General features: G+C 71.4%; 20 protein-coding genes. 11 read left to right on the top strand and 9 right to left on the bottom strand.

Annotated features, from left to right (window positions below; genetic code table 11):
- Nucleotides 1-88: 88 nt before the first annotated feature.
- From AB0I82_RS03685 to larB, 4 genes are all read left to right on the top strand, one after another.
- Complete coding sequence (locus AB0I82_RS03685) at nt 89-1,000, top strand: YceI family protein (RefSeq protein WP_363255410.1); 912 nt, start codon at nt 89-91, stop codon at nt 998-1,000.
- Nucleotides 1,001-1,132: 132 nt separating this feature from the next.
- Nucleotides 1,133-2,449 carry a lactate racemase domain-containing protein gene (locus tag AB0I82_RS03680; RefSeq protein ID WP_363255409.1) on the top strand — a complete coding sequence of 439 codons (1,317 nt, stop codon included), beginning with the start codon at nt 1,133-1,135 and terminating at the stop codon, nt 2,447-2,449.
- Nucleotides 2,450-2,459: 10 nt separating this feature from the next.
- The gene (larE, locus tag AB0I82_RS03675; protein WP_363255407.1) at nt 2,460-3,332 is read left to right on the top strand and encodes an ATP-dependent sacrificial sulfur transferase LarE; all 873 of its coding nucleotides are present in this window, start codon (nt 2,460-2,462) and stop codon (nt 3,330-3,332) included.
- Nucleotides 3,325-4,005, top strand: coding sequence for a nickel pincer cofactor biosynthesis protein LarB (larB, locus tag AB0I82_RS03670; protein WP_363255406.1), 681 nt, complete (start codon nt 3,325-3,327; stop codon nt 4,003-4,005). Before larE ends, larB begins: the two co-directional genes overlap by 8 nt.
- On the opposite strand, the gene larC is transcribed toward larB, so the two are convergent.
- Together larC and AB0I82_RS03660 are read right to left on the bottom strand one after the other, a co-directional pair.
- Entirely contained in the window at nt 4,002-5,222 is a 1,221-nt protein-coding gene (larC, locus tag AB0I82_RS03665) for a nickel pincer cofactor biosynthesis protein LarC (protein WP_363255405.1), read from the bottom strand. The two genes, larB and larC, sit on opposite strands and share 4 nt — an antisense overlap.
- A 133-nt stretch (nt 5,223-5,355) precedes the next feature.
- Entirely contained in the window at nt 5,356-5,916 is a 561-nt protein-coding gene (locus AB0I82_RS03660; protein WP_363255404.1) for a hypothetical protein, read from the bottom strand.
- 278 nt (nt 5,917-6,194) lie between these two features.
- On the opposite strand from AB0I82_RS03660, the gene AB0I82_RS03655 reads away from it, so the two are divergent.
- Complete coding sequence (locus AB0I82_RS03655) at nt 6,195-8,150, top strand: beta-N-acetylglucosaminidase domain-containing protein (RefSeq protein WP_363255403.1); 1,956 nt, start codon at nt 6,195-6,197, stop codon at nt 8,148-8,150.
- A gap of 42 nt (nt 8,151-8,192) precedes the next feature.
- Here AB0I82_RS03655 and AB0I82_RS03650 read toward each other — a convergent pair whose 3' ends face one another.
- The 7 genes from AB0I82_RS03650 to AB0I82_RS03620 all read right to left on the bottom strand — a co-directional run bounded on the left by AB0I82_RS03650 (nt 8,193) and on the right by AB0I82_RS03620 (nt 15,466).
- Nucleotides 8,193-9,227: an ABC transporter substrate-binding protein gene (locus AB0I82_RS03650; protein ID WP_363255402.1), complete on the bottom strand. Its 1,035-nt coding sequence runs from the start codon at nt 9,225-9,227 to the stop codon at nt 8,193-8,195.
- A gap of 26 nt (nt 9,228-9,253) precedes the next feature.
- Nucleotides 9,254-10,129: an ABC transporter permease gene (locus tag AB0I82_RS03645; RefSeq protein WP_363255401.1), complete on the bottom strand. Its 876-nt coding sequence runs from the start codon at nt 10,127-10,129 to the stop codon at nt 9,254-9,256.
- Nucleotides 10,074-10,871 carry an ABC transporter ATP-binding protein gene (locus tag AB0I82_RS03640; protein ID WP_363256060.1) on the bottom strand — a complete coding sequence of 266 codons (798 nt, stop codon included), beginning with the start codon at nt 10,869-10,871 and terminating at the stop codon, nt 10,074-10,076. Before AB0I82_RS03640 ends, AB0I82_RS03645 begins: the two co-directional genes overlap by 56 nt.
- Before the next feature lie 164 nt (nt 10,872-11,035).
- On the bottom strand, nt 11,036-11,908 hold the full coding sequence (locus tag AB0I82_RS03635; RefSeq protein WP_363255400.1) for an MBL fold metallo-hydrolase: 873 nt from the start codon (nt 11,906-11,908) through the stop codon (nt 11,036-11,038).
- Between the two features lie 102 nt (nt 11,909-12,010).
- Nucleotides 12,011-13,546, bottom strand: a complete 1,536-nt coding sequence (locus AB0I82_RS03630) for a 3-hydroxyacyl-CoA dehydrogenase (RefSeq protein ID WP_363255399.1) — start codon at nt 13,544-13,546, stop codon at nt 12,011-12,013.
- Between the two features lie 241 nt (nt 13,547-13,787).
- Entirely contained in the window at nt 13,788-14,540 is a 753-nt protein-coding gene (locus AB0I82_RS03625) for a CoA-transferase (RefSeq protein WP_363256059.1), read from the bottom strand.
- 8 nt (nt 14,541-14,548) lie between these two features.
- Complete coding sequence (locus AB0I82_RS03620; protein ID WP_363256058.1) at nt 14,549-15,466, bottom strand: CoA-transferase; 918 nt, start codon at nt 15,464-15,466, stop codon at nt 14,549-14,551.
- Nucleotides 15,467-15,617: 151 nt separating this feature from the next.
- Here AB0I82_RS03620 and AB0I82_RS03615 point away from each other — a divergent pair, with 151 nt between their 5' ends.
- The 6 genes from AB0I82_RS03615 (at nt 15,618) to AB0I82_RS03590 (ending at nt 21,915) form a co-directional block, all read left to right on the top strand.
- Nucleotides 15,618-16,532, top strand: a complete 915-nt coding sequence (locus AB0I82_RS03615) for a LysR family transcriptional regulator (protein WP_363255398.1) — start codon at nt 15,618-15,620, stop codon at nt 16,530-16,532.
- 135 nt (nt 16,533-16,667) lie between these two features.
- On the top strand, nt 16,668-17,888 hold the full coding sequence (locus tag AB0I82_RS03610) for an acetyl-CoA C-acetyltransferase (RefSeq protein ID WP_363255397.1): 1,221 nt from the start codon (nt 16,668-16,670) through the stop codon (nt 17,886-17,888).
- A gap of 136 nt (nt 17,889-18,024) precedes the next feature.
- Nucleotides 18,025-19,374, top strand: coding sequence for an MFS transporter (locus AB0I82_RS03605; protein ID WP_363255396.1), 1,350 nt, complete (start codon nt 18,025-18,027; stop codon nt 19,372-19,374).
- Between the two features lie 199 nt (nt 19,375-19,573).
- On the top strand, nt 19,574-20,065 hold the full coding sequence (locus AB0I82_RS03600; RefSeq protein ID WP_037799860.1) for a helix-turn-helix domain-containing protein: 492 nt from the start codon (nt 19,574-19,576) through the stop codon (nt 20,063-20,065).
- Nucleotides 20,052-20,708: a hypothetical protein gene (locus AB0I82_RS03595; RefSeq protein WP_363255395.1), complete on the top strand. Its 657-nt coding sequence runs from the start codon at nt 20,052-20,054 to the stop codon at nt 20,706-20,708. The genes AB0I82_RS03600 and AB0I82_RS03595 overlap by 14 nt, the downstream gene beginning before the upstream one ends.
- Nucleotides 20,701-21,915: an MAB_1171c family putative transporter gene (locus AB0I82_RS03590; protein WP_363255394.1), complete on the top strand. Its 1,215-nt coding sequence runs from the start codon at nt 20,701-20,703 to the stop codon at nt 21,913-21,915. Before AB0I82_RS03595 ends, AB0I82_RS03590 begins: the two co-directional genes overlap by 8 nt.
- The last annotated feature ends 126 nt before the right edge of the window (nt 21,916-22,041 follow it).

The raw sequence follows: 22,041 nt of genomic DNA, 5'->3' as shown, positions 1-22,041 counted from the left end.
GGGACGGTCTTGGTCACCGTCACCCCCCTCTCCCACGGCCCCGCCCACAGGGGTCTTATTGACATGCACCGCGAAGAAAGGTGATGGCATGCCCATCGCACTGCTCCGAAGGAAGCGGGCCGGTCGCGGCCCGCGCGGAGCCGGCCTCCTGCACCCCGTCCCCCCGGGTGCGGGGGCCTTCAACTGTGAGGTGCTCGACCCGCTCGGAGAGCCGCTGCCCCAGGCCGAGGTCACCATCACCTCGGCTCACGGCGGGCAGGTGGTGGCGAAGCTGACGACGGACCCGTACGGTCTGTTCTTCGTGACGCTGCCCGTCGGCCGGTACAGCGCGCTGATCTCCTCCGATGGTCTGCAGCCGAACCGGCAGACCATCGACGTGCGGGAGGGCGAGACCCTGCCGCTCTCGTCGATCCGGCTGGAGTCCTCCGTACCTCCGGAGCTGCCCCAGCCCGGCACCTGGCTCTTCGACCCGCCGCACACCGCGATCCGGTTCGTCGCCAAGCACGTCGGCATGGCCAACGTGCACGGCCGGTTCACCCGCTTCCAGGGTGGCATCCGGGTCGCCCCGGACATGGCCGACTCGCGCATCGAGGTACGCATCGAGGCGGCGAGCATCAACACGGGTAACAACACGCGCGACGGGCACCTGCGCTCGGCGGACTTCCTGGACGTCGAGAACTACCCGTACCTGCACTTCGCCTCCACCCGCTTCATTCACAAGGGTGGTCAGAAGTGGGCCGTGCAGGGCGTCCTGGAGATGCACGGTGTCAGCCGCACCGTGAACCTGGACACCACCTACCTCGGCGCCGTCAACGGCGGGTACGGCGAGGAGCTGCGCTGCGCGGCCCGCGCCACGGCCGAGCTGCACCGCGAGGACTACACGCTGAACTGGCGCAACATGCTCGCCCGCGGCATCGCCATCGTCGGCCCCACCGTCCAGCTGGAGTTCGACATGCAGGCCATGTACCGCTGCGAGGACACCCCGACGCCGCCGGAGTAGGACGGACCGGGACATCCACGGCGAAGGCCGCCTCCGTGTGTGCGGGGGCGGCCTTTCGCGTACGGAGTACGGACGCGGGCGTTGCCCGCCGCACCCTTGCGGCCGGGGGCCGGGCTCGGAGATCGTTCCGCCATGAGGCAGAACGCGTACCCGACGGCGGAGCGCGGCGCCGGGGGACCGGCACCCGCGGCCGCCCGCATCGGCGGGCCCGGCACGGTCCTCAGCGAGACCCAGGTGACGGAGTTCATCGCCGGGCAGCTCGCCGGCGCCGGACTGGACGGCCGCAGCGTCTGCGTCGTCGTCCCCGACGGCACCCGCAGCTGTCCGCTGCCGCTGCTGCTCTCCGCGGTGCACGGCGCGCTCGCCGGACGGGTGAGCCGGCTGACCGTACTCATCGCGCTCGGCACCCACGCCGCGATGGAGGAGCCACGGCTGGCCCGGCACCTGGGCTACCCAGAGGGCGGACTCGCGGCCCACTACCCGGGCATGACCGTACGCAACCACGAGTGGTGGGATCCCCACACTTTCGTCTCGCTCGGCACCATCTCCGCCGACCGGGTCGGCGAGCTGTCCGGCGGGCTGCTGCACCAGGCCGTCGACGTCCGCCTGAACCGCGCCGTCGTCGACCACGACGTCACCCTCGTGCTCGGCCCGGTCTTCCCGCACGAGGTCGTCGGCTTCTCCGGCGGCAACAAGTACTTCTTCCCCGGCGTCGCGGGCGCGGAGATCATCGACCTCTCGCACTGGCTCGGCGCCCTCATCACCAGCGCCGACATCATCGGCACCCGCGGCATCACCCCCGTACGCGCCCTCATCGACGAAGCCGCTGCGCTCATCCCCGGCCGCCGCCTCGCCCTCTGCGTCGTCGCGCAGTCCGGCACGGCGGGCGGGCTGCACTCCGTTGCGTACGGCACCCCGGAGGCCGCCTGGGCCGCGGCCGCCGAGGTCTCCGCCGAGACCCACATCCGCTACCTCGACGCGCCCGTACGGCGCGTGCTGTCGGTCATGCCCGAGAAGTACGAGGACATCTGGACCGCCGCCAAGGGCTTCTACAAGCTGGAACCGGTCGTCGCGGACGGCGGCGAGGTCATCCTCTACGCGCCGCACATCACCCAGCTCTCCGCCATGCACCCCGAGATCGCCGACATCGGCTACCACTGCCGGGACTACTTCACCGCGCAGTGGGACCGCTTCCGGCACCTGCACTGGGGCGTACTGGCCCACTCCACCCACCTGCGCGGCGCGGGCACGTACGACGCGGCGACGGGCGAGGAACGGTGCCGCCTCACCGTCACACTCGCCACCGGCATCCCCGAGGACGTCGTACGCGCCGCGAACCTGAACCACCTCGACCCGGCCGAGGTCGACCCCGAAGCCTTCGCCGCCGACCCGGAGACCCTGGTCGTGCCGCATGCGGGCGAGATCCTCCACCGGCTGCGCACCCACTGAGGAGCCGCACATGACACCCCCGCACCTGCCCGTGCTGACCGGTCAGGACGCCGCCCTTGCCGACGGCGTCGCAGTACTGCTGCGCGGCGCCGCGCCCCTGGGCGTCGCCTTCTCCGGCGGCGTGGACTCCTCGCTGCTGCTGGCGCTGGCCGTACGGACGCTCGGCGCCGAGCAGGTCGTCGCGGTACTCGGCGTCTCGCCCAGCCTCGCCGCCGACGAACGCGCCGGAGCCCACGAAGTGGCCGCCCGCATCGGCGCCCGGGTCGTCGAAGTCACCACGTACGAAGGGGAGTCGGCCGCCTACCGCGCCAACGGCCCGGACCGCTGCTTCCACTGCAAGGACGAGCTGTTCACCAGGATCTCGGACGAGGTCGCCGCCGAACACGGCCTCGTGGCGGTCGCGTACGGCGAGAACGCCGACGACGCCCGCCGCCCGGACCGGCCCGGCAGCCGCGCCGCCACGGAGCACCGCGTGCTGCGGCCGCTCGCCGACGCCGGACTGGACAAGGCAGCCGTCCGCCGCCTCGCCCGCGCCCTCGGACTGCCCAGCGCCGACAAACCCGCCGCGCCCTGCCTGGCCTCCCGCATACCCCACTTCGAAGAGGTCTCGCCCGCCAAGCTCGGCCAGATCGAACGGGCCGAGAAGGCGCTGCGGGGGCTGGGCTTCGGCGACTGCCGGGTGCGGCACCACGGGGACGTGGCACGCGTCGAGCTGCCGGTCGAGGACATCGCCCGGGCCGCCTCCGGGGAGCTGCGCGAGGCGGTACTGAACGCGGTGCGCGCCGCCGGCTTCCGTATGGTCGCGGTCGACCTGGCGGGCATCCAGTCCGGTGCCTTCACACTGCCGCTGGTCAGCGCGACGGAAGGCGGCCACCATGGCTGAGCACACGCCGGACCTCGCGGGCCTCGCGGAGCTGGATCACGACCGGGCCGCCCGGCGCGGCTACCCGGAGGCCGTCTACTGCGAAGGGAAGACGGCCGCTCAGGTCGCCGCCATCTCCGCCGCCGTACGGGGGAGGGGCACCGGCCCGGCCACCCTCTTCACCCGCGCGGACGACGGCCACGCCAAGGCCGTACTGGCCGAACTGCCCGACGCCCGGCACGACACGGAGGCCCGGCTGCTCGCCTGGCCACCGGCACCGCCCCCGCCGACCGGCGGCAGGGTGGCCGTGGTCTGCGCGGGCACCTCCGACCTTCCGGTGGCCCGGGAAGCCCAGCTCACCGCCGCCTACCTCGGCCGGGAGACGGACTTCGTGGTGGACGTGGGCGTCGCCGGGCTGCACCGCGTCCTCGGAAAACTCGACGTGCTGCGCGCCGCGCGCGCCGTGGTCGTCGTCGCGGGCATGGACGGCGCCCTCCCCAGCGTCGTGGCCGGCCTGATCGCCGCGCCGGTCGTCGCCGTCCCGACCTCGGTCGGCTACGGCGCCGCCTTCGGCGGCCTCGCCCCCCTGCTGACCATGCTCAACGCCTGCGCCCCGGGCGTCGCGGTGGTCAACATCGACAACGGATACGGCGCCGGCCACCTGGCTGCACAGATCGCGGCCCCGCACCTCTAGGGGAGCTCAGCGCCCGGGACCAGACCCGCCGCCACAGCAGCCGCGACCGCGGCGTCCAGTACCGTCCCGGCCGGCTGCCCCCGCGCCGCGGCGAGCGCCGCCACGTCCTCGAACTCGGGAGTGGCCCGCACGATCACACCGCCGCGGTGGGCCACCTTGACCGGCACCTCGTCGTCGCCCGCCATCGGGACGCGTACCCACGTACGCTCCAGCGCGGTCTTCCGTACGGGGGACTCGCGCACCCCGATCGTGCTGGTCTCCCGGAAGACCAGGTCGCGCAGTGCGTCGGCGCGCTGCCGCGGGGCCAGCACGCGGAGGGTGTGCGCCGGGCGGCCCTTCTTCATCAGGATGGGGACCAGCCAGGCGTCCGAGGCGCCGGCCGCCAGGAGCGAGGCGAGGACGCCGGGCCACAGCCGCGGGTCCAGGTCGTCGACATTGGCCTCCAGAACGACGGCGGAGGTCTCCTGGTCCGCCCCGGCCGCGGCATCCGCCGGGGTGCCGATCACCACCCGTACGACGTTCGGCCGCCCCGGCGTGTCCTTCGTACCGGCGCCCACGCCCGTCGCCTCGGCCCGCAGCCGCGGCAGGCCGCCGCACTCCGCGGCGAGCGCGGTCACCAGCGCCATGCCGGTCGGGGTGGCCAGCTCGCCCGGACCGCCGCCCACCACCTCCCAGCCCGCCGCCAGTTCGAGCACGGCGGGCACCGGCACCGGGAGCTCGCCGTGCGCCGTGCGCACCCGCCCGGAGCCCAGCGCCACCGCGCTCGCGGTGACGCACGCGATCCCGAGGTCGTGCAGCGCGGCGCAGACCCCGACCACATCCGCTATCGAGTCCCACGCGCCGACCTCGTGGAAGTGCACCTCTTCGACCGGCACGCCGTGCACCCGCGCCTCCGCCGCCGCGAGCCGGCCGAAGACCGCCAGGGCCCGCTCGGCCACCGGCGCCGCCAGCCCGGCCTCCTCGATCCGCTCCCTGATGGCGCGCCAGGTGCGGTGCGGATGGTCCTCGGCCAGCGGCTCGACGCCGACCTTCGTGGCCCGCAGCCCGGCGCGCGTGACGGCCGCCCGGGTCAGCCGCACCGCGCCCGGTACCACCTCGTCGATCGCCTGCTGCACGGCCTCCGGCGCGGCACCGGCGTCGACCAGCGCGCCGAGCAGCATGTCCCCCGCGACGCCGGAGGTGACATCGAGCCAGGCCAGCCGGTGCGGATCGGTCATACGGGGGACTCCTGCGGTGCTGCGGGACGGGCGTGCGGACACAACTCCTGATCCTAGAATCAGGAGTTGGGCCGCGTCTCGTCAGCGAAGATCTTGGTGATGAATGTCCCGTCCTCGGCTATGCCCCAGGCACTCAGGATGCGGGGCAGCGCACGTCCGGGTTGAACATCGCCAGCAGCCCGTCGGGGTTGTGCTTGTACAGCCAGACGTGCAGGTCGTAGTGGACCGGCATCTTCGGCGCGTGGCCGGGCATCGGCCCGTCGAACCCACGGCCGAACGCCCGCGGCCGGTCGTCGTCGGTGTTCACGTTCTTGTCGCGGTCCAGGACGACGTACTCCAGGGCGCCCAGGTGACGCTTGCCGTCCTTGCCCGGGACGTAGACGAGTGCCGCGGGCTTCGCCGGGTCGGTGGAGCCGATGTGCTGCTCCTTGACGTAGTGGTACCCCATGCCGCCCTCCGTGGAGCCGACACACACGTCGTCGCGCTTGTAGCCCGCCTTGATGGCCTTCCGCTCGTCGGCGAACCGGGCGGTGGCCTTCCGGGCCTTCGCCAGGTCGTGCCGGACGTGGTCCGAGAGGCCGGAGTCCAGTCGTTCGTCGGCGGCGGCCGGGCCGGGGGCGGCAGCCAGCGAGGTGAGCGTGGAGAGGGCGAGTGTGGTGAGGGCGAGTGTCGCGGCCAGTCGGCGTGCGCGCATGGAGCGATCCTGTCTGTAGGCGAGAGCTGACGTCAGAGGTGACGTCAGACAGGAGCCTGCACGGGCCGTCATGGGGCCGCACCCGGGGATGGGCCGTTGGAGCCGCCTCTCCACCCGGCCGGCGCGTAACACGCGGACAAAAGTCCAAGTTCTGCCCGACTCGGCGGCATTGACGTACGTTCCCGCATGTCGGAGGCTTGCGGACGGTTCAGGCTGCCGTTCCGTTTCCTCCCTGGACCGTCCGCGTTCCCGCTGTCCGTCCGCACCCCGGAGGCCACGTGACCGTCCTCTCCAGATCCCGCACCGGCTCACTCGCCGTCCTGCTCGCCGCCGCCACGCTCGGCACGGTGCCCTCGGCGGGCGCGGCCCCGGAGCCCGCGCCCGCGCAGCCGCTGCCCGTGATCTCGCCGACGCCCCAGCACATGACCCGGGTCTCGGACGACGTCCGGCTCGGCGGCCGTGCCGAGCTCGTCGTCGACAAGGACACCGACGCGGCGGCGCGGCGGCTGCTCACCGAGGCACTGCGCGCGCACGGCGTCCATGACATCGATGTCACCGCCCGCGCCACGGGCCACGCCCCGCTCACCGTGCTCCTCGGCCCGGCCACCCGGCCGGACGTGGCGGCGGCCCTGCGCGGCACGGACGTACCGAAGCACGACGAGGGGTACGCGCTGCGCGTCGCGACGGAGCAGCAGGAGCACGCCACCGTCGCGCTCGGCGGCACCGACGCCACAGGCCAGTACTACGCCGTCCAGACCCTGCGCGGCCTGATCACCAAGGACCGGATCGCCGGAGCCGCCGTCTCCGACTTCCCGTCCATGCCGCTGCGCGGCTCCATCGAGGGCTTCTACGGCTCCCCGTGGACCAACGAAGAACGCCTGGACCAGCTGGACTTCCTCGGCGAGGTGAAATCCAACACCTACGTCTACGCGCCGAAGGACGACCCCTACCACCGCGAGAAATGGCGCGACCCCTACCCCGCCGACAAGCTCGCCGAGCTCGGCGCACTGGTGAAGCGCGCGACCGGCAACCACGTCCGCTTCACCTTCGCCGTCTCGCCCGGCAACTCCATCTGCTACTCCGACCCGGCCGACGTCAAGGCGCTCATCGCCAAACTGCAGTCGCTGTACGACCTGGGCGTCCGCTCCTTCTCCGTCCCGCTGGACGACATCAGCTACACCAAGTGGAACTGCGCGGGCGACGAGCAGAAATTCGGCGCCCCGGGCCGCGGCCCCGCCGCCGAGGCACAGGTCGGTCTCCTCAACACCGTCCAGCGCGACTTCATCGCCACCCACGAGGGCACCAACCCGCTCCAGATGGTCCCCACCGAGTACGGCGACCTCACCGACACCGCGTACAAGCAGAAGCTGCGCGCGGACCTCGACAAGGACATCGAGGTGATGTGGACCGGCACCGAGGTCGTGCCGTCGGAAATCACCAACGCCCAGGCCGCCAAGGCCGCCGAGCTGTTCGGCCGCAAGGTCTTCGTCTGGGACAACTACCCCGTCAACGACTACGGCCAGACCGCCGGCCGGCTGCTGCTCGCCCCGTACGACAAGCGCGAGGCGGGCCTCTCCGACCACCTCAGCGGCATCGTCTCCAACCCGATGAACCAGGAAGCGGCCAGCAAACTCGCCGTCTTCACCATGTCCGACTTCTCGTGGAACGACCGCGGTTACAACCGTACGGTCTCCGCCCGGCAGTCCGCGCTGCACCTCGCGGGCGGCGACCCGAAGGTCGCCGACGCAGTGCAGACCTTCGTGGACCTCAACCACATGGCGCCCACCTTCGGGGACACGCCGTGGCAGCCGCAGGCGCCGGTGCTCAGCGCCCGGCTGGCGGAGTTCTGGAAGGCGTACGACACCGACCCCGAGGCGGCGGTCAAGAAGCTGCGCCCGACGGTCGAGGACATCGCGCGGACGCCGGGCGTGCTCCGCGCCGGGGTGCCCGACAAGCTCTTCCTGCACGACGCCGACCGCTGGCTGGACGCCACGGAGCTGTGGGGCTCGGCAATGCGGCACGGCCTCGCCACGCTGACGGCGGTACAGGACGGGGACACGGCACGGGCCGCGAAGGAACGTGCCGCCATGGACGCCGACGCCACGGCCGCCGGAAAGATCACCTCCGACCCGGCGGAGACCCGCCCGCACGGCCCCGTCAAGATCGCCGACCCGTTCATCGGCGACTTCCTCGCGAAGGTGCGGGAACTGCAGGACGCCGCGGCGAAGGACTGACCGGAGGCCCGGGGTGCCCCCGCAAGGGCACCCCGGACCGCCCTACTTCAGGTACTCATTGGTGTACGTCTTCTTCAGATCCACATCCGCCTTCGCGATCTCCGGCGTGAACGCGGCCAGCACCTTGTGCACCGCCGCCGCGCCGTCCGGCCGGATCAGCCCGTCCTTGGCATAGGCGTCCTTGGCCTGGGCTATGGCCTGCTCGTAGACCGCCGGGTCGTCACCGGCGTACTCGCGCGGCATCTTGGCCGCGATCTCCTTGGCGGAGTGGGTGTCGATGTACTCAAGCGCCCGGACGATCGCCTTCGCGAGCTTGCGTGCCTGGTCGGGGTGGTCCTTCAGCCAGTCGCGGTCCGAATACAGGACGGCGGCCGGATAGGTGGACACACCGAAGTCCTCCTTGACGCCCCGTTCGGTGCGGGTGTCGGTGAGGATCCTGACCTTCTTCGCCCCGGCCCGCTTCTGGAGCTGGGAGACGGCCGGGTCCAGCATGACCGCCGCGTCCACCCGGCCCTGCTCCATCGCCGCGACCGCGGTCGAGTCGCCCCCGATGCCCTGAACGCTCGCCGCATCGGCCTTCATGCCGTGGTCGGCCAGCAGCTTCTTGAGGAAGAAGTCCGTGGAGGAACCGGGCGCGGTCACGCCCACCTTGGCGCCCTTGAGGTCCTCGACCGAGTCGATCTTCTTGCTCGCCTTGGGCGACACCGCCAGCACCAGCGACGGGTACCGCAGCATGTTCACGAACGACACCACGTCCTTGTGCTTGGCCTGCATCTGGATCGTGTGGTCGTAATAGCCGCTCACCACGTCGACGCTGCCGCCCTGCATCGCCTGCAGCGCCTTGGACCCGCCCTGCAGGTCCGCCAGCCTGACCTGCACGCCCTCCTTCTTGTAGTAACCCAGCTGCTGGGCGAGCGTGGTCGGCAGATAGACCAGCAGCGGCTGGCCGCCGACCCCGATACGTACGGTGTCGCCCCCGCCGGCGGACGAACAGCCGGAGGCGGCGGCGAGCGTGGCGAGGCAGGCCGCCGCGGCCACGGCCCCGCGCAGCGGGCGACGGACGGAATGGTGCGCCATGAACTCTCCTGACGGACGGGGACGGATCAGCCGTGGGTGCGCTCGCGGGCCGGCTGCCAGCGCAGCAGGCGGCGTTCGACGCGGTTGACGAGCAGGTCGATGGCCACGACCACGACGGAGAGCACGACCATCCCGGCGAACACACCGGTCGTGTCGAACGTCCCCTCCGCCTGCGCGATCAGATAGCCCATGCCTTCGGACGCGCCGAGGTACTCGCCGACCACCGCGCCCACGATCGCGAAGCCGACGCTGGTGTGCAGGCTGGAGAAGATCCACGACATCGCGCTGGGCAGCAGCACGTGCCGGATCAGCTGGCTCTCCTTCGCGCCCAGCATCCGGGCGTTGTCGACCAGTACCCGGTCCACTTCCCGTACGCCCTGATAGGTGTTGAAGAAGACGATGAAGAACACCAGCGTCACGCCGAACGCGACCTTCGACCAGATGCCGAGCCCGAACCACAGCAGGAAGATCGGCGCCAGCACGACCCGCGGCAGCGCGTTGAGGACCTTGATGTACGGATCGAGCACGGCGGCCAGCGTCCGGGCACGGGCCAGCAGGAAGCCGATACCGAGACCCAGCACCCCGCCGATGACCAGCGCGAGCGCCGCCTCCAGCAGGGTCGTCAGCAGATGCCCGGCGATCTCGCCACTGCCCAGCCACTCGCCGATGCGGCCCGCGACGGCGGCCGGGGAGCTGAAGAAGAACGGGTCGACGATGCCCGTACGGCTGCCCACCTCCCAGCCGGCGACGAGCAGCACCGCGAGGCCGAGCTGCGCGGCGAGCACGGCGGGCCGCGTGAGGCCGGTACGGCGCCGCCTTGGCCCCGTGGGCCGGGACGGCGCCGCGTCAGCCGGCGTCTTGGACAGCTCCGGCGCCCGCGGTCCCGTGGGAAGCGCGCTCATAGGTCCTCATCACCTCGTTCCTCAAGTCCGCCCAGATCGCGCCGTACAGCTCCGTGAAGCGCGGCGTGGTCCTGATGTCGAGCAGGTCGCGCGGCCGGGGGAGATCGATGGGATAGCGGCCGACGACGCCGCTGCCGGGCCCCGCGGACAGCAGCACCACCTCGTCCGACAGCGACACCGCCTCCTCCAAGTCGTGGGTGACGAAGAGGACGGTCTTGCCGCTGTCGGTCCACAGCGTCAGCAGTTCGTTCTCCATGATCTGCCGGGTCTGCACGTCCAGCGCCCCGAACGGCTCGTCCATCAGCAGGATGTCCGGGTCACCGATCCAGCTCTGGGCGACGGCCGTGCGCTTGCGCATCCCGCCGGAGAGCTGGTGCGGATAGGCGTTCTCGAAGCCGGCCAGGCCGACCCGTACGACCCACTCGTGGGCCCGCGCCAGCCGTTCGGCCTTGTCCACGCCGGACAACTCGAGGCCGAACGCCACGTTCTGCACGACGGTCTTCCAGGGCAGCAGGGCGTCCTGCTGGAACATGTAACCGGCCCTGCGGTTCAGCCCGTTCAGCGGCTCGCCGCCGATCAGTACCTGCCCGGCGGACGGCTCGCGCAGCCCGGCCACGGCGTTGAGCACCGTGGACTTGCCGCAACCGGTGGGCCCGACGACCGAGACGAACCGCCCCGGCGGCACCGTCAGATCCACCTCCCGCACGGCCGTGTAATCGCCCTCCGTGCCCTGGTACGTCATCGTGACGCCGCGCAGCTCCACGGCCGCGCTGTCGTCCCCGTCAACCACCGGCACCCTCCGATCAGCGAGACCTGAAGATCACTCGCTGAGCATGATTGGCCACGGTGCGGTGATCGCGCAACGGTGCCGCACGACGAAAATCGGCCGCCTCACCTTCGGTGACATCACCACCGCACCGCGGTGAAGTCGATCGGACGGGGCGTCAGCCGGGCGGCGCGCTCCGTCAGTTTCCGCAGCCGCTCGGCCATCTGATCACCCGGCAGGTGCTTGCGGTCGCCGTGCCCCGGCAACAGCCATTCGAAGCGCAACTGCCCAGCGGTCCGTGCCAGCGAGGCGCTCAACTCCTCGATGGAGTACCAGGTGACGCTCTCCGCCACCTCGATGTCACCCGTCGTGCGGGACCAGTAGAAGCTGTCCCCACTGAAGCAGTACCGCTCGTCGGCGACGTAGAGCACGCTGCCCCGGGTGTGACCGGGGAGCGGATGGGCGACCATGCCCGGGCCGATCTCGACGGTGCCGGTGCCGCGCAGTACGCGGTCGGCGTCCGGCGCGGCGTCGAGATCGCCCTCGTGGATCCAGAGCCGGGCGCCGAAGTGGTCCGCGTACTGGCGGCCGTGCGCGGCGTGGTCCCGGTGGGTGAGCAGTACGTCGGTGACCGGGCCGAGTGCCGCGTACTGCGTGGCCAGCGCCCGGCTCCAGCGGGGCGTGTCCACCAGCATGAGGTTCCCCGCCGGGCGACGGACCAGGTAGGAGTTGGCGCCCGCGTTCTGCGGGGAGTTGTGCCCGCAGAGCGAGACGGTCGCGTCGAGAGCCAGCGGGAAGGGGTCTTGTGCCGGGTCCAGGCGGCGGGACGCGGGGCGGATCGAGCGGGTCGGGCAGGCGAAGGCGGCGGCCTGCATTGCCCGTTCCTCCGCCGCGTCGCGTGGCTGCCGCACCACCTCCGACCGCTTGCCGACCTGGGCGATCAGGTCCGGCGCGAGCTGCCGCGCGACGTCACAGTCGGTGCAGCGGTCGTCCACGTACCAGTCGTTGTCCATGGCAGCAGTACAGCGGCGGCGGGCGCCGAAGTGGAAGCCCCGACGGGTCTTGTTCTTCCTGGCAAAGGGGCCTCTCGGGGACGGGGGATTCGCTCAACTCCCTTACTGAAATGGGTAGTTGCCCGGGTCGGTGAGTGTCATGCCCAGCTGGGCGCGCTCGGTGAGCCAGCGGGTGGGGCGGTAGCGGGGATCGCCCGTCGTGCGGTACAGCGCCTGCTGGAGGGCGAGCAGTCGGGGCGCGCCGATGGTGTCGCCCCAGGCGAGCGGGCCGTGCGGGTAGCCGAGTCCGGTGGTGACGGCGGCGTCGATGTCGGCGGGCGTGGCGAGCCCGCGCTCGGCGATGGATGCCGCGACCGAGACGATCGAGGCGAGCAGCCGCTGTGCGACGGAGCCGGCGGTGTCCCGTACGACGCTGACGGCATACGGCTCATTCGCCTCCCCGCCCGGCGCCGCGAGTACCGCGCGGGCGTCCGCCGCCACTTCCGGATCCGTGGCCGGGGTGGCCGCGAGCACCCGGCGGCGGGTGGACAGCGACAGCGGGTCCACGCCGAGGGTGCGGGCGGGTGGCAGGCCCGACCCCGCCACCGCCTCGGCGACGGTCGTACCCCAGGTGGCGACCAGTACGACCGAGCCGTCCCCCGGAAGCTCGGCGTCGTCGAGCACCGCGCCTCCCGCGGCGAGCGCCGCGCGCAGCGCCTCGGTACCGGGGCCGGTGCCGGCCACCCACACGGGCCGCTTGCCGCCACCGGCGACGGGCGGCTCCGGCGTGGCGGCCGGGGCCGGGTCCTCGGGACCGTACGCGTACCAGCCGCGGCCCGTCTTGCGGCCGTGGAGCCCGGCGCTCACCCGGTTCGGGGTGAGGAAGGAGGGCCGGAGCCGGTCGGAGTGGCGGAAGCCGTGCCAGATGGTGTCGATGACCGCCGCGGTCACATCGAGCCCGGTGAGGTCCATCAGCTCGAACGGGCCCATCCTCAGGCCCAGTACGTCCCGAGCGACGCGGTCGATGCCCGGCGCGTCGGCGACGGTCTCCTCCAGGAGCGCCAGCGCCTCGGTCACCAGGCCGCGCCCGGCGTGGTTGACGAGGAAGCCGGGGGTGTCGGCGACGGTCACGGCGCGGTGGCCCGTCCCGCGTACCAGCTCGGCGAGGAGCGGCGGGATGTCCGCACGGGTCGCCGCGCCCGGTACCACCTCCACGATCTTCATCAGCGGTACCGGATTGAAGAAGTGCAGGCCCGCCAGGCGTGACGGGTCGGCCAGCGTGGCAGCGATCTCGGTGACCGAGAGGGAGGAGGTGTTGGTCGCGAAGACGGTGGACGCGGGCAGCGCCTCGGCCAGCTTCCCGAACACCTCGGCCTTGGTCTCCAGATCCTCCCGCGCGGCCTCAATGACCAGCTCGACGTCGTCGCCGGGCGCCCAGGGGGAGTCCAGCGGCACGATACGGGCGAGGGTTTCGGCCGCCTCTTGCTCGGTCATCCGACCCTTGGCGGCGGCCCGGTCGAGCATCCCCCGAACGAAGTCCACGGCCGCGCCGACCGCCTCCGTACGGATGTCACCCAGCTCGACGGTATGACCGGCGGTGGCGGCCCACTGGGCAATGCCGCGGCCCATGACACCGGCGCCCACGATCCTGATACGCACGTTGGGTACTCCCTTGGTTCCTTGGCGGGGGGGGGCTGGCGCTTCCTGGGGCTTTGGCGGGGCGCCTCGCTCTCCCCGCTGGTTCCTTGGCAGGGCCCCTCCCTCTCCCCACGAGCCACGAGTCACGAGTCACGAGCCAGGCGGAGAGAGCCCCGTGGCCGAGACCCCCTCCCCCGCCTCCACCACACTCCTCGTGAAGTTACTCCCACACTCTGACAACCCACGGGTTATCCACAGGTCCTCACCTCAGATAGACCCGATCCGGATCGACATCCTCGCGCAGCAGGCGCAGCTCCTCGGTGCTGGGCGGCTGTACCGTCTCCACCGTGTCGGCGATCGCGAGGTCCCAGCCGGTGTTCTCGCGTACCTGGTCGACCGTCACGCCCGGATGCACCGCGACCAGCTTCAGTTCCTCGCCGACCCCCTCGCGCGCCAGGATGCCGAGCTCGGTGATGACCCGGGTGACGCCTGTCCCCAACGGCCGCAGCCCGTCCTCGACCGCCCGGTCAGGCCCCGGCGTCGTACAGAAGTCCAGCTTCTCCGTGAAGGACCGCGGGTCGTGGCGGCGCATCACCACGAACACCTCACGCGAATTGGCCATCACCTCGACCGCGCCGCCGGACCCGGGCAGCCGCACCTTCGGTGTGTCCCAGTCGCCGATGACGGAGGTGTTCAGATTCCCCCACTTGTCGATCTGCGCGGCGCCGAGGAACCCGACGTCTATGTGGCCGCCCTGCAGCACGTACCCGAAGAGCGCGGGCATGGAGAGGACCGCCTCGGCACCGGTGATCAGCACCGCGTCGGCAATGGTCTCGGGGAGGTGCGAGGGGTGCGCCCCGCACACGCCCGACTCGTACACGATCTCCAGCTGCGGCGCGACCGTGAGGTGCGCGAGCGAGGCAGCCAGCGTGGGCAGCCCGATCCCGGCGAACACGGTCCGCCGCCCGGCCAGTTCTCGCGAGGCGACCACGGAAAGTCGCTCGGAAGAGGTCATTTCGGTGCTCACAGTCGCCTCCCGTAGTTCACCGGCAGGCTGAGTGCCTCGCCGACCGCGAGGGAGTTCCAGAACTCCTCGCCGAGCTTGCTGACGTACTCCGCGTGGTCCGCGGTGTCGTACACCCACTCCTTCAGCCAGGCCCGCAGCCGGTCGGGGTCCTTGCTGATGGCCGACCAGGCGCGGTAGAAGGCGTTGTCGCGGTCGTAGTAGCCCTGCGCGAAGGAGGGGTGGGCGCCGCGCGGGCAGGCCACGACCGCGTCCACGGCGTGCGCGGGGATCACCGTACGGTTCGGGTCGGAGCGGACGACCTCGTCGTCGACGATCTCCTCGACGACCACGACCGCCTTGTCCGCGGCGTACACCGCCTCCGCCTGAATGCCCGTCAGGCCCCAGATCTGAGTGTTGCCGCTGCGGTCGGCGCGCTGGGCGTGAATGATCGTCACGTTGGGGTTGACGGGGGGTACGACGTACACCTGCTCGGGCTCGCCGTCCGGGCCCGGATAGGGCGAAGTGACCTTCCGCAGACCGTCGTTGACCGACGGCAGATCGCTGCCGCCGTACGAGCGCAGCGGGTAGAACGGCAGCCGCTGAGCGCCCGCGAGGTAGCGGCAGATCATGCCGTAGTGGCTGTACTCCTCGAAGGTCAGCGGCTTGGGGTCGGCCTTCTCCATGCGGCGGCGCAGCTCGCCCAGCGACCCGGCCGACGAATTCCCGACGAAAGAAGAAACCAACCGGGTCACACACCCCGCGGCGAGCATCTGGTCCACGACGATGTCCGCGGTCATCCGGACCACGGTGAGGTCGCGGCGGCCCTGCCGGATGATCTCGTGCCCGGCGGCGGTCGGGATGAGGTGCGTAAACCCTTCGAGCGCGACGGTGTCGCCGTCATGGACGAAGGAGGAGATGGCCTCCCGCATCGTCATGGTCTTGTCCACGGTGCTCCTCGGCGTGCGGGGTAGCGGATCCGGTCCCGGACACCGTTTCACCGGCCATTGATCTCCGTCCAATACCGAATTAAGGTCAGACTGATATGGGGAACGAAATAATTAACACAGGCAGGCGGATGGAGACGGTATGGAGCTGCGGCATCTGACCGCCTTTGTCGCGGTCGCCGAGGAGCTGCATTTCGGGCGGGCCGCCAAGCGGCTGCAGATGGCGCAGCCGCCGCTCAGTCAGCAGATTCGGCAGTTGGAGAAGGAGTTGGGGGTCCAGCTCTTCGAGCGCAATACCCGTTCGGTGCGGCTGACCAGTGCGGGTCAGTCCTTCCTCGACCCCGTACGGACCGTACTGACCGACCTGGACACCGCGACGCGGGCCGCGAAGGCCGCGGGGCGCGGCGAGTACGGCCGGGTCACCATCGGCTTCGCGGGTGCGTCCACGCACGAGACGCTGCCGCTGCTCACGCGTGCCGTGCGGGCCGCGCATCCGGCGCTGGAGCTGGTGATGAAGGGCCAGACGTACGCCAATGTCGCGCTGGCCGGCGTCGCCGACGGCTCGCTCGACCTGGGCTTCGTACGTCTCCCCGTCACCCAGCCCGGCGTGGCCACTCGCATCATCGACGAGGAGGAGCTGATCTGCGCGCTGCCGCAGGACCACCCGTTGGCCCGCCGCAAGCGCATCCCCCTCGCCGCCCTCGCCGACGAGTCGTTCGTCAGCTTCCCCGCCAACGCCGGGTCCACGGTCCGGGACGCCACGGTCCGGGCGTGCGAGGCCGCCGGGTTCAATCCGCGGGTGGTGCAGGAGGCGCCCGACTCGTACACGATCCTGGCGCTGGTCGGCGCGGGCGTCGGCGTCACCCTCACCGTCACCTCCTGTCAGCACATCCAGCAGACGGGGCTGGTCTACCGGCCGCTCGCGGGCCCGCCGATCCGGCTGCAGGCCGCGCTGGCCTGGCGTCCGGACAACCCGTCGGCGGCCCTGCGTACGGTCCTCGCGGTGGCCCAGGAGGCCCTGCCGACACCGGAAGGAAAGGTTCCGGCACGCTCCTGACCTGCAGTGACGTCCGATTGATAAGGATCGCGTCCGAATCCTGAGTGAATTGGATATTGGACCGGCTCAGTGGTCGGGTGGAAAAGTCACCGGGAAGCGTCCACCAGGGCACCAGGGACCAGGAAAGGCCGTCGCATGTCCGACCCCACCGAAATCGTCATCTGTGAACCGCTGCGCACCCCGATCGGCAAGTTCGGCGGCGCGCTCGCGGGGCAGCGTCCCGCCGCCCTGGCCGCCCGGCTGATCACCGAGATCGTGCAGCGCACCGGCGTCGCGCCGGAGAAGATCGACGAGGTCATTCTCGGGCACGCCTGGCCCACCTCCGACGCGCCGGCCATCGGCCGGGTGGCCGCCCTGGACGCCGGCCTGCCCGAGACCGTCACCGGTGTGCAGGTCGACCGCCGCTGCGGGTCCGGCCTGCAGGCGGTGCTGGACGCGGCGATGCAGATCAAGGCCGGGTTCAGCGATGTGGTGATCGCGGGTGGCGTGGATGTGATGAGCGCGGCGCCCTACTACACCCACGAGGGCCGTTGGGGCATCAAGGGCCCGAACCTCACCCTCCACGACTCCCTCGCCCGCGGCCGGGTCACCGCGGGCGGCGCCAACCACCCCATCCCCGGCGGCATGATCGAGACCGCGGAGAATCTGCGCCGCGCGTACGGGATCAGCCGCGCGGAGCAGGACGCGCTGGCGCTGCGCTCGCAGCAGCGGGCCGGGCGGGCCATCGAGGCGGGCCTCTTCGACGAGGAGATCGTGCCGATCACGGTGCGCGGCCGCAAGGGCGACACCGTCGTGGCCGCCGACGAGCACCCACGCCCGGACACCACCGCCGAGCAGCTCGCCAAACTCAAGCCGATCATGGGCAAGCAGGACCCGGACGCCACCGTTACCGCGGGCAACGCCAGCGGCCAGAACGACGCCGCCGCTGCCTGCCTGGTGACCAGCGCCGCCACCGCCGAGCGGCTCGGCCTCACCCCGATGGTGCGGCTGGTCTCCTTCGCGCGCACCGGCTGCGCCCCGGAGACCATGGGCCTCGGCCCCGTGGGCGCCACCCGCGCGGCCCTGGACAAGGCGGGCCTCAAGCTCTCCGAACTGGACCTGATCGAGCTGAACGAGGCGTTCGCCGCACAGGTACTGGCCTGCACCAAGGAGCTGGGCCTGGGCGAGGCCGACCACGAGCGGCTCAACGTCAATGGCTCCGGCGTCTCGCTGGGCCACCCGGTCGGCGCAACCGGCGCCCGCATCCTGGCCACCCTCGCCCGCGAGATGAAGCGCCGCGAGGCCCGCTACGGCCTGGAGACCATGTGCATCGGCGGCGGCCAGGGCCTGGCGGCCGTCTTCGAGCGGGTCGCCTGACACCCGTACAGCGAAGCCAACACCACACCGCATAACAACAAACGCGCACCACCCGTACCACCCAGGGGCGCCGCTCGGGACGACGCGGCGCCCCTGGTGTCCCCTTCCCCTGCTCAAAGACGCCCAGGGAGTCCGTATGAGTGTGCCCACCGAGCCCACCGCACGCGATCGCAGCAGAGCCGCCAACCGCGCCGGGATCGGCGCCTTCATCGGCTCCACCATCGAGTGGTTCGACTTCTACATCTACGGCACCGCCTCAGCGCTTGTCTTCGACAAGGTCTTCTTCCCGGAACTCGATGGCGCGCTGGGCACGTTGGTGGCCTTCGCCACCTTCTGGGTCGGCTTCCTCGCCCGTCCGCTCGGCGGCATCGTCTTCGGGCACTACGGTGACCGCCTCGGCCGCAAGAAGACCCTCGTCATCACCCTACTGATGATGGGCGTGTCCACCACCGCCATCGGCCTGCTGCCCGGTTACGCCTCCATCGGCATCGCGGCGCCGATCCTGCTCGTGGCCATCCGGATGATCCAGGGCATCGGCCTGGGCGGCGAGTGGGGCGGCTCCGTCCTGATCGCCTCGGAGTCCGCGCCGAAGGGCAAGTCCGTGCTGTACGGGGCCTTCGCGCAGCAGGGTTCGCCGGTCGGCAACACCCTCAGCACGCTGAGCTTCCTGGCCATCAGTCAGCTGCCGGACGACGCCTTCACCTCCTGGGGCTGGCGGGTGCCGTTCCTCGCCTCGGCGCTGCTGGTCATGGTCGGCCTCTTCGTTCGGCTGAAGGTCGCCGAGTCGCCCGCGATGGCCAAGCTGATCGAGAAGAAGGAGGTCGCGAAGCTGCCGCTGACCGAGGTGCTGCGCAGCCATCCGATGCTGATCGTCCTGGGCATCGGGGCCTGCACGATCGGCCTGTCCGCGACGTACTTCAAGTCCACCTTCGCGCTCTCCTGGGCCACCAGCGCCCTGGACTTCGACCGCAGCTCCTTCCTCACGATCATCCTGGTCGCCAACATCACCCAGATCGTCGTGCAGCCCTTCGGTGCGGTCCTCGCCACGAAGATGAAGAGCTGGTCGCGGGCTGTCTGCGTGATGTTGATCCCCGAACTGTTCCTGATGCCGGTGATGTTCCTTCTCATCGGTACGGAGAACTACGGTCTGGCGATGTTCGGTGTCGCGGTCGCCACCATCCCGCACTGCCTGTACTACGCGGCGCTGGCCGGCATGCTCGCCAGCCGCTTCCCCGCCCATCTGCGGTACACCGGCATCTCGCTCTGTTACCAGCTGTGCGGCACGCTGCTGGGCGGCACCACCCCGATCGTCGGTCAGTCGCTGCTCAACTGGACCGGCTCGATCACCGCGGTCATCGTCTACGCGGTCTTCCAGGTCGCGCTGACCATGGGCTGCATGCTGCTGCTCCTGCGCCGCCCGAACCACGACGAGACGGCCGTCGAGGCCGCCCCCGCCGCCCGGACCTCCGCTCCACTGCCCGGTTGAGCTGCCAGGAGGCGACTCAACCACGAGTTGATGCCCGAGACGCCCCGTTAGCAGTCACAGTGGGTAGGTGGACTGGTGCGTCCCGTTCCGCTCGTGAAAGGATGTACGAAGCGGAGGGCGCGCGACTCAACTGTCCGTTGGGTGTGCGTGCTGCTTCGCTGTGGCTGGGACCAGGGCGAATGGGGATGGGACACCGATCATGGCACGAGGGGGCGACGGCGCGCCGAAGAGTGAGCACAGTCCGCTCGCGGAGCGGCTGAACCACCTCTTCGCGCACATGCACCCGCCCGGCGCCCCGTACACCAACGCCTACGTCGCCGAGGAGATCAGCGAGGGCGCCGAGTACGGCGACGTCACGCTCTCCGAGCAGTATCTCTCCATGCTCCGCAAGGGCAGACGCAGCAATCCGAGCCACGAAGTGCTGCGCGCGCTCGCCAAGTTCTTCGCGGTGCCGGTCGGCTATCTGGTGGGGGACCTCTCCCAGCCGCAGGCCGACCGGGTGGAGGAGGAGCTGCGCTTCCTCGCGGCCATGCGGGACCAGCGGGTGCGGACCATCGCGCTGCGTTCGGTCGGCCTGCCGCCCGAGGTGCAGGACAGCCTGACGACGATCATCTCCCAGTTCCGGCAGCAGATGGATCTGCCGCCGGACCCGCCGGCGACCAGCGGTGAGGCACCGCATGCCGGCCACTGACGAGCAGCTCTTCGCCACCTGGCGGCGGACGGGAATCGAGGACGGTACGGCCATGCGGGTACGGCGCATACGCCGGCGGTGCAAGCAGCTCGTACAGGAGCTCGCGCTGCCCGCCGCGACCGATCTGCCGGGCCTGTGCGAGGTCGTGGCGCGGCGCGTGGGCCGGCCGGTCCGGCTCGCGCCGATGAGCCTGGGCGGCGTGGTGTCCGGCATGACGGCGGGCACCGACGACGGCTGGTGGGTCTTCTACGAGCGGCAGACCTCGCCCTGGCACCAGACCCATATCGTGCTGCACGAGCTGAGCCATCTCCTCCTCGGGCACGAGCAGGACCCCACGGTCACCGAGGACGCGCTGAAGGTCTGGACGCCGAACGTGGACGTCGCGACGGCCGCCCGCCGGATGGGCCTGACCGCCCGCTTCGCCCGCCACCACTGCTACGACAACGCCACCGAGCACGAGACAGAGGTGCTGGGCACGCTCCTGATGGCCCATGTGGTGCCCGCGACCGCCAAGGACGACCCGCCGCTGAGCGGTGACGCCGCCGAGATCGCGGCCGCGCTGGGCCCCGCGCTCAAGCACATCCGCCGCGAGCTGGACGGCGTTCGGGACGCCGCCGACGACGGGGGGCCGCCCCGTGTTTGACGTCGTCTACTTCTGCTTCGCGGCCGTCGCCTGGACGCTCGCCGGGTACAAGTTCCGCGCCTGGCTGCGCGACCGCGCCAACGCCGACCTGGGCCTGACCAGCATGATGACGGCGGGCGTCGCCACGGTGTTCCTGTTCTCGGCGCCGAGCCTGTACCGCGCCTTCGACCGGCTCACCGGCGTCGCCAACCTCGCCATGGTCTTCCTGTACTCCTCCGTCGTGGTCTTCGCGGCCGGCGCCCTGGTGCTGCTGCTGCGCTGGACCGGCGGCGAGGATGAGGCGGGCCGCCGCCGGGCCCGCTCCCGTACCCGCGCGGTCCTCACGCTCGTCGCCGTGGCCTGGGCGGTCGCCGTCACCGGCTTCGCCGTCGGGCGCCCGGACGCCGTGGAGCACCCGCGCGACTTCAGCACCGCGTACACCGACGCGCCCGGCGTCATGGTCTTCCTGATGCTGTACCTCGCGATCTTCGGCGCCAGCCTGGCCGGGCTCGGCACGCTCTGCCCGCGCTACGCCACCAAGGTCGGCCCGTCCTGGCTCGCCCGCGGCCTGCGCGTGCTGGCCGCCGGCTGCTGGCTGGGCCTGCTGTACTGCGCCTGCAAGCTCGTCGGCTTCGTACTCTCCTGGGCCGGGCGTCCGGCGCTCTGGCTCTCCAACGGCGTGGCCCCGCTGAGCGCTTCGGTCGCCGCGATCCTCGTCCTCACCGGCTTCGCGCTGCCCGCCGCCGGGCCCCGCGCGTCCGCCTGGCGCCGGCTGCGCCGCCTCTCGCCCCTGTGGCGCGAGGCCACCGCGCAGGCCCCGGAGGTCACGATGGAGGGGTCCCGGCCCGGCCGCTGGCCCTTCGCCGACCTGGAGTGGCGGGCCAACCGCCAGATGGCCGAGATCCGCGACGTACAGCGCGGCATCCGCCGGTACGTCGAGTCCGACGCCGTCGAGGTCGCCCGCGAGCGGGCCCGCGAGGCGGGCGTCGGCCCGGCGCAACTGGCCGCCGTGGCCGAGGCCGTGGCGCTGCGCCGGGGCCTGGACAACCGGCAGGCGGGCCGGCTCCCGGAGCCGTACGCCGAATCCGTCGTCGTCACGACCGACATGGCGCCGGCCGCGGAGTACGAACACTTGGCGCTGGTCGCGGACATGTACCGCTCGTCCGTCGCCGAGACCGTGCTCGCCGAGTTCCGGCAGCGCGGCGGAGTGAAGGAGCGCAGAGCCTAGCGGCGGCGCACCACAGACCAGGTGGCTCGGTACGGGGGTCCGAACCGCCTTCGGCGCAGGGCGGCACGGGGCATTGGCTCCGTAGCCGCCCTGCGCCTTGTCATGCCCCGGATACGGAAGGCGGAC

Source organism: Streptomyces sp. NPDC050315 (assembly GCF_040655775.1).
In the GTDB taxonomy this organism is placed as follows: Bacteria; Actinomycetota; Actinomycetes; order Streptomycetales; family Streptomycetaceae; genus Streptomyces.
The sequence above is the reverse complement of the archived record's forward strand: the minus strand, read 5'-3'. Positions and strand labels throughout refer to the sequence as shown.

Bases quoted from the DNA above. Each gene is read 5' to 3' on its own strand.
- AB0I82_RS03685 (WP_363255410.1), top strand. From the start codon at position 89: ATGCCCATCGCACTGCTCCGAAGGAAGCGGGCCGGTCGCGGCCCGCGC.
- AB0I82_RS03680 (WP_363255409.1), top strand. From the start codon at position 1,133: ATGAGGCAGAACGCGTACCCGACGGCGGAGCGCGGCGCCGGGGGACCG.
- larE (WP_363255407.1), top strand. From the start codon at position 2,460: ATGACACCCCCGCACCTGCCCGTGCTGACCGGTCAGGACGCCGCCCTT.
- larB (WP_363255406.1), top strand. From the start codon at position 3,325: ATGGCTGAGCACACGCCGGACCTCGCGGGCCTCGCGGAGCTGGATCAC.
- larC (WP_363255405.1), bottom strand. From the start codon at position 5,222: ATGACCGATCCGCACCGGCTGGCCTGGCTCGATGTCACCTCCGGCGTC.
- AB0I82_RS03660 (WP_363255404.1), bottom strand. From the start codon at position 5,916: ATGCGCGCACGCCGACTGGCCGCGACACTCGCCCTCACCACACTCGCC.
- AB0I82_RS03650 (WP_363255402.1), bottom strand. From the start codon at position 9,227: ATGGCGCACCATTCCGTCCGTCGCCCGCTGCGCGGGGCCGTGGCCGCG.
- AB0I82_RS03645 (WP_363255401.1), bottom strand. From the start codon at position 10,129: ATGAGCGCGCTTCCCACGGGACCGCGGGCGCCGGAGCTGTCCAAGACG.
- AB0I82_RS03640 (WP_363256060.1), bottom strand. From the start codon at position 10,871: ATGACGTACCAGGGCACGGAGGGCGATTACACGGCCGTGCGGGAGGTG.
- AB0I82_RS03635 (WP_363255400.1), bottom strand. From the start codon at position 11,908: ATGGACAACGACTGGTACGTGGACGACCGCTGCACCGACTGTGACGTC.
- AB0I82_RS03625 (WP_363256059.1), bottom strand. From the start codon at position 14,540: ATGACCTCTTCCGAGCGACTTTCCGTGGTCGCCTCGCGAGAACTGGCC.
- AB0I82_RS03620 (WP_363256058.1), bottom strand. From the start codon at position 15,466: ATGACGATGCGGGAGGCCATCTCCTCCTTCGTCCATGACGGCGACACC.
- AB0I82_RS03615 (WP_363255398.1), top strand. From the start codon at position 15,618: ATGGAGCTGCGGCATCTGACCGCCTTTGTCGCGGTCGCCGAGGAGCTG.
- AB0I82_RS03610 (WP_363255397.1), top strand. From the start codon at position 16,668: ATGTCCGACCCCACCGAAATCGTCATCTGTGAACCGCTGCGCACCCCG.
- AB0I82_RS03605 (WP_363255396.1), top strand. From the start codon at position 18,025: ATGAGTGTGCCCACCGAGCCCACCGCACGCGATCGCAGCAGAGCCGCC.
- AB0I82_RS03600 (WP_037799860.1), top strand. From the start codon at position 19,574: ATGGCACGAGGGGGCGACGGCGCGCCGAAGAGTGAGCACAGTCCGCTC.
- AB0I82_RS03595 (WP_363255395.1), top strand. From the start codon at position 20,052: ATGCCGGCCACTGACGAGCAGCTCTTCGCCACCTGGCGGCGGACGGGA.